The organism is Luteibacter sp. TLI7-4A (assembly GCF_056754745.1).
On record NZ_JBPGWO010000001.1, the window covers coordinates 584481 to 598888 of the forward strand.

A 14408-nucleotide genomic window follows, 5' to 3' on the forward strand; every position below is an offset into this window, starting at 1 on the left:
CGATACAGGCTCGCGGTAATTTTTGCGGCTCGCTTCGCGGGAATCGCGGACAGGGTCCGCTCCCACCGGGCTTTTGCAGCGATGATCGAGCGGCCGGGTGAAGCTCACGCCAGGCCGCCATAGGGCGCGTCGGTCGCGGCGATCACCGCGCCGCCAAGGCATGCCTCGCCGTCGTACAGGACGACAGACTGTCCGGGTGTCACCGCGCGCTGCGGTTCGTCGAACGATACATGCAAGGTGTCGCCCCGGACCTCCACATGGCAGTCCTGGTCCGCCTGGCGATAACGGGTCTTCGCGGTGCAGCGGAACGACAGGGCGGGGGGCTCACCGGCCACCCAGGTGGCATCGGTGGCGATCAGGCGGTTCGATTGAAGCCAACGGTTCTCGCCACCCTGCGCCACGACCAGCGTATTCGTGGCGACATCCTTGCCCACGACGTACCAGGGCTCATTGGGCGCATCCGAGCGTCCGCCGATGCCCAGGCCGTTGCGCTGGCCGAGGGTGTAGTACATCACCCCCTGGTGCTCGCCGATGACACGGCCTTCGGGATCGACCATCGGACCGGGCCTGGCCGGCAGGTACTGGGCGAGAAAGGCGCGGAAGTCGCGCTCGCCGATGAAGCAGATGCCGGTGGAGTCCTTCTTCGCATGCGTCGGCAGGGCGGCCTCGCGGGCCATCTCTCGTACCCGCGGCTTTTCGATCTCGCCCACCGGGAACAAGGTGGCGGCGAGCTGCTTCTGGCCGAGCGCGTGCAGGAAATAGCTCTGGTCCTTGGCGGCATCGACGGCCCGGAGAAGGCGATACCGGCCATCGCGGAAATCCACGCGCGCGTAGTGGCCCGTCGCGATCTTTTCCGCGCCGAGGGCCTGCGCGTGCTCCAGGAAGGTCTTGAACTTGATCTCCCGGTTGCAGAGGACGTCCGGGTTGGGGGTACGTCCGGCGGCATATTCGGCCAGGAAATACTCGAACACGCCGTCCCAATACTCGCCTGCGAAGTTCCGCGCGTGGAATGGCATGCCGAGGCGGCCACAAACGGCGACGGCGTCCTTGCGGTCGTCGTCGGTGGTGCAGGGGCCGGAGCGGTCGTCTTCCTCCCAGTTCTGCATGAACATGCCCTCGACCTCGTGCCCCGCCTGCTGGAGCAGGAGGGCCGCGACCGAGGAGTCCACGCCGCCGGAGACGCCGAGGATCACCTTCATCCGGATACCTCCGGCAACAGGCTCGACACGGCATCCAGGGGTAGCCGGCGGCCGTCGAGCCACGCATCGATCGTCTGCAGGATCAACGGGGTACGCAGGCGCGCGCCCAGTGCCTCGATTTCGTCGCGACGCAGCCACAGCGCGCGCCGCACCCCCGTATCGAGCGGCCGGGCGACATCGTGCGAGGTGACATGGCCGGCGAAGGCGAACCGCAGCACTTGCTCGCCGTGCTCGGGGTTCACCCATTGCCAGGCACCGATGAAACTGTCGAGGGCTACGCCGTAGCCGGTTTCCTCGAGCGTCTCGCGCACGGCCGCCGCCTGCAGCGTCTCGCCTGGATCGAGATGGCCAGCGGGCTGGTTGTAGGCGAGTTCGCCGGCGACTTCCTCCTCGACGATGAGATATCGATCGCCGCGCGCGACCACGCAAGCCGCCGTTACCCGGGGGCACCACACGTTTTCGGCGGAAGAAGGCGTCTGCGGCATCGGCTTAATGAGATAGGTGGCTCTGGAAAAAGGCATATTGTGCCATTACCTGTGGGAATCGACCCGGAAAGCGGGACGGAATCCGGTGTATAAACAATTCGCGTATCGAAGGCTCCGAACTGAATGTCCCACGAACACGAACACGACCAGGAAAGTGAGCGCGGGCACGGCCTCGCCATCGAGACCTCCCGCCCCGAAACCGCCAGGCCGCCGCTGTTCCAGGTCGTCCTGCTGAACGACGACTTCACGCCGATGGATTTCGTGATCGAGGTATTGCGCAGTTTCTTCGGCATGGACCAGGAGCGGGCGGTGCAGGTGATGCTTCATGTACATACGCGGGGGAAGGGTGTCTGCGGCGTGTTCACCCGCGAGGTGGCAGAAACGAAGGTGACCCAGGTCAACGAATACTCACGGTCTCATCAGCACCCGCTCTTGTGCACTATGGAAAAGATGTAGCCGATCCCCCATCTGGAGTTCATGCGGCATTGACAAGGGGCTGGTTCCCCGCCGCCCACAGCTATCGGAGACGGTCCGTATGTTCAGCAAGGATCTAGAAGTCACCATCGGGCACTGCTACAAGCAGGCCCGTGAGCAGCGCCACGAATTCATGACCGTGGAGCACCTGCTGCTCGCCCTGACGGAAAACACCTCCGCCCTGGCCGCCCTGCGCGCCTGTGGCGTCGATCTGCCGCGCCTGGCGGCGGATCTCCAGCGGATCATCGCCGAGACGGTACCGGTGCTTCCGGCCGGCGACGAGCGCGACACCCAGCCCACGCTGGGCTTCCAGCGCGTCCTCCAGCGCGCGGTCTACCACGTGCAGTCTTCCGGCCGTAAGGAAGTCACCGGCGCCAACGTGCTGGTGGCCATCTTTGGCGAGAAGGATTCCCATGCGGTGTATTTCCTGCACCAGCAGGAAATTACGCGCCTGGACGTGGTCAATTACATTTCGCACGGCATCGCCAAGATCGGCGACGAGTCGGCCGCCGCGGCCCCGAATGCCGAGCGTGACGGCGAGGAGGGCGGCGAAGGCAAGGGCAACCCGCTCAACGAATACGCCGCCAACCTGAACGAACTGGCCATCCAGGGCAAGATCGACCCCCTGATCGGTCGCCAGGACGAAGTCGAGCGCACCATCCAGGTGCTTTGCCGCCGCCGCAAGAACAATCCGCTCTACGTGGGCGACGCTGGCGTGGGCAAGACGGCCCTGGCCGAGGGCCTGGCCAAGCGCATCGTCGAGGGGCAGGTGCCGGAAGTGCTCGAAGACTGCACCATCTGGTCGTTGGACCTCGGTGCGCTGGTGGCCGGCACCAAGTACCGCGGCGACTTCGAAAAGCGCCTGAAGGCGGTCATCGCCCAGCTGAAGAAGCAGCCGAACGCCATCCTGTTCATCGACGAGATCCACACCATCATCGGTGCCGGTTCGGCGTCGGGTGGCACCATGGACGCCTCGAACCTGATCAAGCCCATGCTGGCGTCGGGTGAGTTGCGCTGCATCGGCTCCACCACGTTCCAGGAATTCCGTGGCGTGTTCGAGAAGGATCGCGCCCTGGCCCGCCGCTTCCAGAAGATCGACGTGGTCGAGCCGACCGTGGCCGATTCGATCGAGATCCTGCGCGGCCTGAAGAGCCGGTTCGAAGAGCACCACTCGGTGGAATACACCGGTGAGGCCCTGCGCGCGGCCGTGGACCTGTCGGTCAAGCACATCCCGGATCGCCTGCTGCCGGACAAGGCCATCGACGTGATCGACGAGGCCGGCGCCCGCCAGCGCCTGCTGCCGGAGGAAGAGCGTACCGGCAAGATCGACGTGCCCGAGATCGAGTACATCGTCGCCAAGATGGCGCGTATCCCGGCCAAGCAGGTCTCGGCGTCGGATCGCGACGTGCTGCGTAACCTCGAGCGCAACCTGAAAATGGTGGTCTTCGGCCAGGATGCGGCCATCGAGGCGCTGGCATCCTCGATCAAGATGGCGCGTTCGGGCCTGGGCGATCCGTCCAAGCCGATCGGCAGCTTCCTGCTCGCCGGTCCCACTGGCGTCGGCAAGACGGAAGTGACTCGTCAGCTCGCCATGCAGTTGGGTATCGAGATGGTTCGCTTCGACATGTCGGAATACATGGAAGCGCATTCGGTGTCGCGCCTGGTCGGTGCGCCTCCGGGCTACGTCGGTTTCGACCAGGGCGGCCTGCTCACCGAGCAGATCACCAAGCATCCGCATTGCGTGCTGCTGCTGGACGAGATCGAGAAGGCCCATCCGGACGTCTACAACATCCTGCTCCAGGTCATGGATCGCGGTGTGCTGACGGATACCAACGGCCGCGAGGCGAACTTCAAGAACGTGATCATCGTGATGACCACGAACGCGGGTGCTCAGCTGGCGTCGCGCCGTGGCATCGGCTTCGTGAAGCAGAACCACTCCCTGGACGCCATGGAGACGATCCGTCGCATGTTCACACCGGAGTTCCGCAACCGTCTGGACGCGGTCATCCAGTTCAACGCGCTGGACTTCGACCACATCCTGCGCGTGGTGGACAAGTTCCTGATCGAACTGGAAACGCAGCTGTCGGAGAAGAAGGTGAGCGTGGACGTCGCACCGGAAGCCCGCCGCTGGTTGGCGGAGCACGGCTTCGACCCGCAGATGGGTGCACGCCCGATGGCTCGTGTGATCCAGGACAAGGTCAAGCGCGCGCTGGCGGACGAGCTGCTCTTCGGCAAGCTGGCCGAGGGCGGCAAGGTCACCCTTTCGGTCGAGGGCGACGAGCTGCACGTGGAGACGGAGTCGGCCGAGCCGGCGACGGTTCCCGCGTAAACGAAGGGCGGGGTCTTGCGACCCCGCATCAACAAAAAAGCCGCGGCCATGCCGCGGCTTTTTCATGTCCCGATGAGGCCGGCGCGTGGCGCCCTTACTTCATGCGGTACGTGATGCGTCCCTTGGTCAGGTCGTAGGGGGTCATTTCGACCTTCACCTTGTCGCCTGTGAGGATACGGATGTAATGCTTGCGCATGCGGCCGGAGATATGGGCGGTAATGACGTGCCCGTTCTCGAGCTGCACGCGGAACATGGTGTTGGGCAAGGTCTCCTGGACCGTACCTTCCATTTCGATGACGTCGTCTTTTGCCATGTGTTCCGGGTCGGCGTGAACGGCCGGAATGGCCGCATAAGTCCCTTAGTATGCCATAGCAGGCCGATCCAGGCCACCCGAAGCTGACCTGCCGTCCGGGCCGAAGGGGAGGCGTGGGGGAATCCTCAGCCGAACTGCTCGTCCAGCTTCCTGCGAATTTCGTCCTCGATGGTGCCGCGCAGCGGCGAGAGCAGCATGCCGAGCTCGGCGGTGACGTGCACCTCGCTGGCCGTGACCGCGATCGCGCCCTTCACTCCCGAGCGGGCGAAGGTGAGGGTATCGCCCTGCCACGTGCCCTCGGTACCGAACTTCTCGCTCATGCGCGCGGCCACCTTGTCGACGACGGCGCGGGCTCCCTCGATGGTGGTCCCGTGGGGGCGGCGGATGTCGATCTTCGCCATCGTGGATGGTCCTCGCGCGTGAAAGCGGAGAGTTTAACAGGCGTTCCTACCTGAAGGCAGCGACGCCTTTGCGTTCAATCAGATACCGCACTCTGCTAAAGTCGCGTCGTCAACGTCCCGGTTCTTCCATGCGCATCGAATTCGTCAGCTCGGCTCGCGGTGATTTCCACTGGTCACGGCCCGTGCTGACCATCGGCCGTGCCGACGACAACGACCTCGTCGTGTCCGAAGCGCAGGTCGCCGCTCGCCACGTCACCCTGCATCGCGACCGTCGCGGCCTGGTGCTGGAAGTCGCCCCCGACACCGGACGCGTCTACGTCAATGCGCGCCCCGTGCGCGAGCGCGCCTTGCTGCGCCCGGGCGACAGCCTGTCGTTGGGCGACTGCCGCATGCTGATCCGCGACGACGCGGACCTGGAGGCGCGTGAGGTACGGGAACCCACCCAGTCGCGTTGCACCGTGGCGCTGCGGCCCGTGGCCGGGCCGCTGTCCGGCCGGGTGATACCCGTGGGCGATCGCCTCGAACTCGGCGCTAGCCATGGTGCGATGCCGCTCGAGTTGCCCGGCAACGACGCGGCCCTGCTGGTCCTCGCGTGGGAGGGTGGCGAGCTCATTCTGGATGCATCCCGAGTGCCTGCGCGGCATGCCGTGCGGGTGAACGGGGTGAAGGTGGTTCGCGCGTCGTTGCAGCCCGGCGACCAGCTCGGCGTCGCCTCGCACCGCTTCGTCCTCGACGGTCCCGGCTGGGCCGCGGAGCCGAAGGTGGTCATGCCGGAGCCGGAACCCGAACCGCTTCCTGAGGATGCCGCGGGCCCGCGTGGCGACGTATGGTGGCTGATCCTCACCGCCGCGGTGCTCGCGCTCGGCATCGCGCTGGTCTTGTTCGTCCAGTTCTGAGCGGCTCCGCGGACGGCATAATGGCCGTTCCCCCTGGCCGAGAGAATCACGTGAGCAGAGTCTGGAATTTCAGTGCGGGTCCCGCGGCGTTGCCTGAAGCGGTACTGCAACGCGCACAGGCGGAAATGCTCGACTGGAACGGATCGGGCGCCTCCGTCATGGAGCTGTCCCACCGCGGCAAGCGCTTCATGGAACTGGCCGCCGCCGCCGAGCACCGACTGCGTGGACTGTTGTCCATACCCGCCGGATACAAGGTGCTGTTCCTGCAAGGCGGCGCCACCCAGCACTTCGCGCAGATCCCGATGAACCTCGCGCCCGAAGGTGGCAGCGCGGACTACATCGTGACCGGGCACTGGAGCGAGAAAGCCGTGCGCGAGGCCTCGCCTTATATCGAGGCGCGCGTAGCCGGCAGTTCGGCATCGGTGAATTTCGTCGACGTGCCGCCGCGCGACACATGGACGTTGAACCCCGACGCGGCTTATGTGCATTACACGCCGAACGAAACCATCCAGGGTGTCGAGTTCCACGACATCCCGGACGTGGGCGAGGTGCCGCTGGTGGCCGACATGTCGTCGAACATCCTGTCCGGCCCGCTGGATGTGTCCCGCTTCGGCCTGATCTATGCCGGTGCGCAGAAAAACATCGGGCCGTCGGGCCTGGTGGTGATGATCGTGCGCGACGAGTTGCTGGCGCGTCAGGGGCGGCCGATGGCGAAGATCTTCCGCTACGCCGAACACGCCGCGAACGATTCCATGCTCAACACACCCAACACCTGGGGCTGGTACCTGGCCGGCCTCACCTTCGAATGGCTGGAGCAGCAGGGCGGCCTGGTGGCGATGGGCGAGCGGAATACGCGCAAGGCGGAGACCTTGTACGACGCCATCGACGGTTCGGGCGGGTTCTATCGCAGTCCCATCGCGGTGCGCGCCCGTTCGCGCATGAACGTGCCATTCACCTTGCATGACGCGTCGCTGGATGCCGCTTTCCTTGTGGAATCGGAAGCGGCAGGCCTGCTGGCGCTGAAAGGCCACAAGGCCGTGGGCGGCATGCGCGCGTCGTTGTACAACGCCGTGCCACAGGCGGCCGTGGACGCCCTCGTGCAATTCATGCGGGACTTTGCCACGCGGCACGGTTAAAGTCGGAGGTCGCCGCGCTGCAACATCGCATCGCGGCGATAACCGTTTCAATTGCAACCACTTAGCCGCCTGGACGTCCATGAGCAAGACCCCCGCCGACAAGGCCGATAAACAAGCCACGCTGACCGAGGCGCGTACGCGTATCGACAGCATCGACCAGCAACTGCAGTCGCTCATCAGCGAGCGTGCCCGCTGGGCACAGCAGGTCGGCCGGGCCAAGGGCCCGTTGAAGGCGGCGGTGGAGTATTACCGACCCGAACGGGAAGCCCAGGTACTTCGTGGCGTGATCGACCGTAACGACGGGCCGCTTCCGAACGCGGAGCTGGTGCGCCTGTTCCGCGAGATCATGTCGTCCTGCCTTTCGCAGCAGCAGCCGTTGAAGATCGGTTTCCTCGGTCCCGAGGGCACCTTCAGCGAGCAGGCGGTGCGCAAGCACTTCGGCCATGCCGCCTATGGCCTTCCGTTGGGAAGCATCGAGGAAGTGTTCCAGGAAGTGGCCGCCGGTAACGCGGATTTCGGCGTGGTACCCGTCGAGAACTCGGGGCAGGGCATGATCCAGATGACCCTGGACATGTTCCTGGTGTCCAAGGCCACGATCTGCGGTGAGGTGGAATTGCGTGTCCACCAGAACCTACTGTCGCTGTCGGGCGAGCTGAAAGATGTGAAGCGCGTCTATTCGCACCCGCAATCGTTGCAGCAGTGCCAGGGCTGGTTGCGCGTGAACCTGCCGCACGTCGAGCGCGTACCGGTGTCGAGCAACGCCGAAGCCGCGCGCACCGCGCGGTTGTCGCCGGAATCCGCCGCCATCGCCGGCGAAACGGCGGGCCGCGTCTATGGGCTGAAGACGGTCGCGGGGCCGATCGAGGATCGTTCGGACAACACCACGCGTTTCCTCGTCATCGGACGCTCGATCTTTCCGCCCTCGGGCAACGACCGCACGTCGCTGCTGGTATCGGTGCGCGACAAGCCCGGCGCGTTGTATGACGTGCTGAGCCCGCTCGCGCATCACGGCATCAGCATGAACCGGATCGAGTCCCGCCCGGCACATACGGGCAAGTGGCAGTACGCGTTCTTCATCGACGTGTCGGGCCATGTGGAAGACGCGGCCCTGCAGGCCGCGCTCGAAGAAATGAAACCTGCCGCCGCCGACGTGCGCGTTCTCGGCTCCTACCCTGTCGCCTTGCCATGACTTCACATTTCGATGCCGCCGCGCTCGCCAACCGGGCGACGTCGGCACTCCGTGCCTACGATCCCGGTCACGACCTTCCCGCGCTGCGCCTGCGTTTCGGTGCCGTGCTCTCCGAGCTTGGCTCCAACGAAAACCCGCTGGGGCCGAGCAAGCTCGCCATGCGTGCCGCCACGCGTGTGCTGGAGGACATCTGGCGCTATCCCGATCCGCTGGGCGCGTCACTGAAGCAGAAACTCTCGTCCGAGCTGGGCGTTCCGGTCCAGGGCATCACCCTGGGCAACGGCTCGCACGAATTGCTGATGCTGATGGCGCAGTGCTTCGCCGATGCGGAACACCCCGTGGTGTATTCGCAGTACGGTTTCGCGGTATTTCCGATCGCGGCGGCGGCGGCCGGTGCGCCATCGATCACCGTACCGGCGCTGCCGGCGGACCATCCGCACGCGCCATACGGGCACGATCTCGACGCGATCGCGGCGGCGGTCACGCCCGAAACGCGCCTGGTCTACCTCGCCAATCCGAATAATCCCACGGGCACATGGTTCACGGATGCCGCGCTCGAGGCGTTCCTCGAAAAAATCCCGGCGCGGACGCTCGTGGTGGTCGACGAGGCGTACCACGAATACGTGGACGCCGAGGGCCTGAGCACCGCGCTGCACCTGTCCGGCCGTTTCCCGAACCTCGCCGTCACGCGCACCTTTTCCAAGGCCTATGCGCTTGCGGGCCTGCGTATCGGCTACATGCTGAGCCATCCCTCCGTGGCCGCGGTATGCGAGCGCTTGCGTGAGTCGTTCAACGTCAACGCCGTGGCCCTGGCCGCGGCGGAAGCTTCGCTCGGCGATCACGAACACCGCGCCCGCGTGCGCGATACGAACCGCCGCGACCGCGCATGGCTCGCCGACGAGCTGACGGCAAGGGGCCTGCGCGTGCTGCCGTCGCAGACCAACTTCCTGCTCCTGGACCTCGGTCGCGACGCGGCCACGTTCGAAGCGCACCTGTTCGAACGCGGGGTGATCGTACGGCCGATGGCGGGATACCGTTTGCCGCATACGTTGCGGATAAGCATCGGCAGCCGCGGCGAACTGGAACGCCTGCTGGAGAACCTGCCATGAGCCGCGTGGATTGGGTGAGCACGGCGGGTGGTCCGCTTCGCGGCGACATCGCCGTGCCGGGCGACAAGTCGGTGTCGCATCGCGCGCTCATGTTCGGCGCCATCGCCGAAGGTGTGTCGCACATCCGTGGCTTCCTCGAAGGCGAGGACACGCGCGCCACGGCCGCCATTCTCGGCAAGCTGGGCGTGCGCTTCGAGACACCCGCGCCGGGTGAGCGGATCGTCCATGGCGTGGGTCTGCATGGCTTGCGCGGCAGTCCTGATGCCTTGGACTGTGGCAATGCCGGTACCGGCATGCGCCTGCTTGCGGGCCTCTTGGCGGGCCAGGCTTTCGATTCCGTCCTGGTAGGCGACGAATCGCTGTCGCGCCGGCCGATGCGTCGTGTCACCGATCCACTGGAAGCGATGGGTGCATCGATCGAAACGAACGATGGCAAGCCGCCGTTACGCATCCGTGGCGGGGCGGGGTTGAAGGGCATCTCTTATGAGCCGCCCGTGGCCAGTGCGCAGATCAAGTCCGCCTTGTTGCTGGCGGGCCTGTACGCCGACGGCTTCACCGAGGTCGTCGAGCCGCATCCGACGCGCGATTACACCGAGAGCATGCTCAAGGCCTTCGGTTGGCCGATCGAGTATTCGCCCGGCCGTGCGCGCCTGGAAGGTGGCCACGCCCTGCGCGCCGTCGATGTGGACGTGCCGGCGGACTTCTCGTCCGCTGCGTTCTTCATCGTCGCCGCGTGCATCGTGCCGGGCTCCGAATTGCGCCTGAAGGCCGTCGGCCTCAATCCTCGCCGCACCGGATTGCTCGCCGCGCTGGAACTCATGGGCGCGGATATCCGCGTGGAAAACGAACGCAGCAGCGGCGGCGAGGACATCGGCGACCTGGTCGTCCGCCATGCGCCGCTGCATGGGGTGGCGTTGCCGCTGGAGATCGTGCCGGACATGATCGATGAGTTCCCGGCGCTTTTCGTGGCCGCGGCGGTGGCCGAGGGCATGACCACGATCCGCGGCGCGGCCGAACTGCGCGTGAAGGAATCGGACCGGATCGCCAGCATGGCCCACGGCCTGAAGGCTTGCGGTGTCCTCGTCGACGAACTCCCCGATGGCGCGATCATCCGAGGTGGCACGATCGGCGGTGGCAGCATCGACAGCCACGGCGACCACCGTATCGCGATGAGTTTCGCCATCGCGGGGTTGGTGGCCTCGGCACCGATCGCGATCGGCGATTGCGCCAACGTCGCGACCTCGTTCCCGGGATTCATGGAACTGGCCAACGGCGTGGGCTTCAGGCTGCGCCCCGCTGCCTGACGCGTTCCTCCGCTGGCGGGAAGGCGCTACGCTTCGCTTTCCTGTCAGCGGATATGGTCATGGCCGAGAAGATTCCCCCGTTCGTCGTCGTGGTGCCCGCGCGCTTCGGCTCCACCCGGCTGCCGGGCAAGCCGCTGCTCAAGATCTCGGGCGAGTCGATGATTCGTCGCGTGGCGGCGAGGGCGGGGCTGGCCGGGGCGGCACAAGTCGTGGTCGCCACCGATGACGAACGCGTCACCCGCGAACTCAGGGGCTGCGGCGACATCCTCGTCTGCATGACCCGCCCGGACCATGCCTCCGGCAGCGATCGCATCGCCGAGACCGCCGTTCATTTCGGCTGGCCGGACGACACCGTGGTGGTCAACCTGCAGGGCGACGAGCCGTTCGCCCCGGCCGCCGGTATCCGTGCCGTGGTGGCGACCCTGGCGGGCGACGATGCGCCGATGGCGACCCTGGCCACGCCGATCGAGCACGCCGATGAACTGTTCGACCCGAATATCGTCAAGGTCGTGCGCGGGGGGAACGGACGGGCGCTGTATTTCACCCGCGCCCCCGCCCCGTGGGCCAGGGATGCCTTCGCCGCGAACCGGAATGTCTTGCCGCCCAACGTGCCGTTCCTGCGGCACATCGGCATCTATGCCTACCGCGCGGGCTTCCTGCGCCGCCTCGCGGCGTTGCCGCGCACACCCCTGGAGCAAGCGGAGTCGCTGGAGCAGTTGCGCGCCCTGGAGCACGGCTACGCCATTTCGGTCCGGCCGACGCCGGAACCTTTCCCGCCGGGCATCGACACGGCGGAGGACCTGGTCCGGGCGGAACGATGGCTCGCCGCGCAGGGTCCGGAGTGACCGTAGGGGTTCCCTCACAGTTGCCATCGGGCAAGCCTGACGCGGGTTCCCGGGCTTCGCCGGGCGCGCCGGAGAGGGCGGCGACGTAACCTATCCCTGTCGCCACACTCACCCCCTGAAGGACAGGCGACGCTCCCACGGAAGGTCCTCGCCGGCATGGCCCATCTCCATGCCGGCGTTTTCGCGTCCGCCGCTCGCCAACGCGGTAAAATGGCGGGATGGAGCACACCGAGTCGCATCCGTTCGACGGCAAGGCCTTCGTCCGCCATCTCACCACCTCGCCAGGCGTCTACCGCTACTTCGACGCGGAGGACGAGCTGCTCTATGTCGGCAAGGCGGCCAATCTCAAGAAGCGTGTCGGCAATTACTTCCTGAAACCGCCGATGGACCCGCGCATCGCCTCGATGGTGTCGCAGATCGCCCGTGCCGAGGTCACCCTCACGCGCACCGCCGGCGAGGCGTTGTTGCTCGAGTCGCAGCTGATCAAGTCGCTCAAGCCGCGTTACAACATCGTGCTGCGCGACGACAAGAGCTACCCCTACATCTACCTGTCGGGCGGCGAGGACTACCCGCGCCTGGCCTTCCACCGTGGGGCCAAGACCGGCCCGGGGCGCTACTTCGGCCCCTATCCGAGCACCTTCGCCGTGCGTGAAAGCCTTGGCCTGATGCAGAAGCTATTCAAGGTGCGGCAATGCGAGGACAGTTATTTCAGGAATCGTTCGCGGCCCTGCCTGCAGCACCAGATCGGCCGCTGTAGCGCGCCCTGTGTGCGCCTGATCGAGGTCGAGGACTATAAGAACGATGTCCGTCACGCCGAGATGTTCCTCGAAGGCCGCAGTAGCGCGGTGATCGACGAACTCGCCGTCGCCATGGAACATGCCTCGAAGGCATTGAATTTCGAGCGCGCCGCCACCTTGCGTGACCAGGTCGCCGCCCTGCGCCGCCTGCAAGCCCAGCACTTCGTGCAGGGCGCGAGTGCGGACATGGACGTGATCGCCTGTTGCATGGAAGGAGGCATGGCCTGTGTGAGCGTGATGTTCTTCCGCAACGGCGTCAGCCTGGGTTCGCGCGATTTCTTCCCGCGACTGCCGACCGACGCCTCGATGTCCGACGTGCTTTCGCAGTTCATCGCCCAGTACTACCTGGAGCGTCAGGTTCCCCGTGAGCTGGTATTGAGCGATCCGGTGGAAGACGCGGACGTGCTGGCATCGGTGCTATCGGACCATGCGGGCCATACCGTCTCGCTCAAGCCAAGCGTCCGTGGCGAGCGCGCGCGTTTCCTCGAGATGGCCCAGCGCAACGCCAGCGCGGCCTTGACCTCGCGGCTCGCCAGTCGGCATACGCTGCTGGCCCGTTTCGACGACCTGCAGAAGGTGTTGGACCTCGACGCGACACCGCGTCGCATCGAGTGCTTCGACATCAGCCATACACGCGGCGAACTGACGGTCGCCTCATGCGTCGTCTTCGGCCCCGAGGGACCGGAGAAGTCGCACTACCGCCGGTTCAACATCGCCGGTATCACTCCCGGTGACGACTACGCCGCCATGCACCAGGCCCTGACCCGCCGGTTCAGGAAAGTGGTGGAGGGCGGGGTGAAGCCCGATATCCTCCTGATCGACGGTGGAACCGGGCAGGTGGCGCAGGCGGTGGACGTGCTTCGCGAGCTGGGCGTCGAAGGCATCCGCGTGGTCGGCGTCGCAAAGGGCCCGGGCCGGCGTGCCGGCGAGGAGACCCTGGTGCTGGCCGACAGCGGCAAGACCCTTCACCCCGGCACGTCCTCGCCCGCGCTGCACCTCGTGGCGGCGGTACGTGATGAAGCGCACCGTTTCGCGATCAGCGGGCACCGCCGCCGTCGCGAAGCCGCGCGCGAGCGGAGTACCCTCGAGGATGTGGCGGGTGTCGGCGCGCGCCGTCGCGCGGCGCTCCTGAAGGCCTTTGGAGGATTGGCGGGCGTGGAAGCCGCCGGCGTCGAGGAACTGATGAGCGTGAAGGGGATTGATCGCGGCCTCGCCGAACGCATCTATGCCATGCTGCATCCTTGATTGAACCAAGACGCGCCCACGCGGCACGCCTCCCGTACCGGCCGACCTATGCGAATCAACCTTCCGACCTGGCTGACCCTGTTCCGCGTGCTGCTGCTGCCGGTGATGGTCATCGTCTACTACCTGCCGTTCCGCGGCGCGAACCTCACCGCGGCCCTCGTCTTCGTCCTTGCCGCCTTCACCGACTGGCTCGACGGCTACCTGGCCCGGCGGCTCCAGCTCACGTCCGCCTTCGGCGCCTTCCTGGACCCGGTGGCGGACAAGCTGATGGTGGCGGTCACGCTGTTCCTGCTGGTGCAGTCCCATCCTGGTGGCTGGCAGGGCATCCTCATGGCGGTGACCGCCTCGGTCATCGTCGGCCGCGAGATCAGCGTCTCGGCCCTGCGCGAGTGGATGGCCCAGATCGGCGCCCGGTCCAAGGTGAAAGTGGCCTTCCTGGGCAAGCTGAAGACCGCCATGCAGATGGCCGCCCTGGTGGTGCTCCTGCTCCAGCACGACGCCGAGACCCTGCGCCTGTACCACATCGGCGAAGCCCTGCTGGTGGTCGCCGGCGTACTGACCATCTGGTCGGGCCTGGACTACCTGCGCGCCGCATGGCCCAGTTTGCGCGGGGATTCAGACGAGGTGAAAAAAAGTGAAAAAAATACGGTGCAAGGTGGTTGACACATTTCCCATCTGATCTAAAA

At 66.0% G+C, this 14408-nt stretch carries 14 protein-coding genes; 10 read left to right on the plus strand and 4 right to left on the minus strand.

The features are described from left to right. Positions 1 to 104 precede the first annotated feature (104 nt). Together mnmA and ACR9Y6_RS02600 are read right to left on the minus strand one after the other, a co-directional pair. Positions 105 to 1199, minus strand: coding sequence for a tRNA 2-thiouridine(34) synthase MnmA (gene mnmA / locus ACR9Y6_RS02595; RefSeq protein WP_481279858.1), 1095 nt, complete (start codon positions 1197 to 1199; stop codon positions 105 to 107). Continuing rightward, positions 1196 to 1720: an NUDIX hydrolase gene (locus tag ACR9Y6_RS02600; protein ID WP_481279859.1), complete on the minus strand. Its 525-nt coding sequence runs from the start codon at positions 1718 to 1720 to the stop codon at positions 1196 to 1198. Before ACR9Y6_RS02600 ends, mnmA begins: the two co-directional genes overlap by 4 nt. 87 nt (positions 1721 to 1807) lie before the next feature. Between ACR9Y6_RS02600 and clpS the strand changes: the two genes are divergently transcribed. Together clpS and clpA are read left to right on the plus strand one after the other, a co-directional pair. Continuing rightward, on the plus strand, positions 1808 to 2140 hold the full coding sequence (clpS, locus tag ACR9Y6_RS02605) for an ATP-dependent Clp protease adapter ClpS (RefSeq protein ID WP_306850467.1): 333 nt from the start codon (positions 1808 to 1810) through the stop codon (positions 2138 to 2140). A 79-nt stretch (positions 2141 to 2219) separates the two neighbouring features. After that, positions 2220 to 4487 carry an ATP-dependent Clp protease ATP-binding subunit ClpA gene (gene clpA / locus ACR9Y6_RS02610; protein ID WP_481279860.1) on the plus strand — a complete coding sequence of 756 codons (2268 nt, stop codon included), beginning with the start codon at positions 2220 to 2222 and terminating at the stop codon, positions 4485 to 4487. 94 nt (positions 4488 to 4581) lie between these two features. On the opposite strand, the gene infA is transcribed toward clpA, so the two are convergent. Together infA and ACR9Y6_RS02620 are read right to left on the minus strand one after the other, a co-directional pair. Then, positions 4582 to 4800, minus strand: coding sequence for a translation initiation factor IF-1 (gene infA / locus ACR9Y6_RS02615; protein ID WP_019466733.1), 219 nt, complete (start codon positions 4798 to 4800; stop codon positions 4582 to 4584). A gap of 125 nt (positions 4801 to 4925) precedes the next feature. Beyond that, positions 4926 to 5201: a polyhydroxyalkanoic acid system family protein gene (locus tag ACR9Y6_RS02620; protein ID WP_306850469.1), complete on the minus strand. Its 276-nt coding sequence runs from the start codon at positions 5199 to 5201 to the stop codon at positions 4926 to 4928. Between the two features lie 128 nt (positions 5202 to 5329). On the opposite strand from ACR9Y6_RS02620, the gene ACR9Y6_RS02625 reads away from it, so the two are divergent. From ACR9Y6_RS02625 to pgsA, 8 genes are all read left to right on the plus strand, one after another. Next, on the plus strand, positions 5330 to 6097 hold the full coding sequence (locus tag ACR9Y6_RS02625) for an FHA domain-containing protein (protein WP_481279861.1): 768 nt from the start codon (positions 5330 to 5332) through the stop codon (positions 6095 to 6097). A 50-nt stretch (positions 6098 to 6147) separates the two neighbouring features. Continuing rightward, positions 6148 to 7233 (plus strand): 3-phosphoserine/phosphohydroxythreonine transaminase, encoded by a 1086-nt coding sequence (serC, locus tag ACR9Y6_RS02630; RefSeq protein ID WP_481279862.1) that lies wholly within the window; start codon positions 6148 to 6150, stop codon positions 7231 to 7233. Positions 7234 to 7312: 79 nt separating this feature from the next. Next, positions 7313 to 8422 carry a prephenate dehydratase gene (gene pheA / locus ACR9Y6_RS02635; protein WP_481279863.1) on the plus strand — a complete coding sequence of 370 codons (1110 nt, stop codon included), beginning with the start codon at positions 7313 to 7315 and terminating at the stop codon, positions 8420 to 8422. Next, positions 8419 to 9531: a histidinol-phosphate transaminase gene (gene hisC / locus ACR9Y6_RS02640; RefSeq protein ID WP_481279864.1), complete on the plus strand. Its 1113-nt coding sequence runs from the start codon at positions 8419 to 8421 to the stop codon at positions 9529 to 9531. The genes pheA and hisC overlap by 4 nt, the downstream gene beginning before the upstream one ends. Then, entirely contained in the window at positions 9528 to 10835 is a 1308-nt protein-coding gene (gene aroA, locus ACR9Y6_RS02645; RefSeq protein WP_481279865.1) for a 3-phosphoshikimate 1-carboxyvinyltransferase, read from the plus strand. The genes hisC and aroA overlap by 4 nt, the downstream gene beginning before the upstream one ends. 59 nt (positions 10836 to 10894) lie before the next feature. Continuing rightward, the gene (gene kdsB, locus ACR9Y6_RS02650; protein WP_481279866.1) at positions 10895 to 11680 is read left to right on the plus strand and encodes a 3-deoxy-manno-octulosonate cytidylyltransferase; all 786 of its coding nucleotides are present in this window, start codon (positions 10895 to 10897) and stop codon (positions 11678 to 11680) included. A 218-nt stretch (positions 11681 to 11898) separates the two neighbouring features. Next, the gene (gene uvrC, locus ACR9Y6_RS02655; RefSeq protein ID WP_481279867.1) at positions 11899 to 13722 is read left to right on the plus strand and encodes an excinuclease ABC subunit UvrC; all 1824 of its coding nucleotides are present in this window, start codon (positions 11899 to 11901) and stop codon (positions 13720 to 13722) included. A gap of 48 nt (positions 13723 to 13770) precedes the next feature. Then, positions 13771 to 14385 carry a CDP-diacylglycerol--glycerol-3-phosphate 3-phosphatidyltransferase gene (gene pgsA, locus ACR9Y6_RS02660; protein ID WP_481279868.1) on the plus strand — a complete coding sequence of 205 codons (615 nt, stop codon included), beginning with the start codon at positions 13771 to 13773 and terminating at the stop codon, positions 14383 to 14385. Positions 14386 to 14408 lie beyond the last annotated feature (23 nt).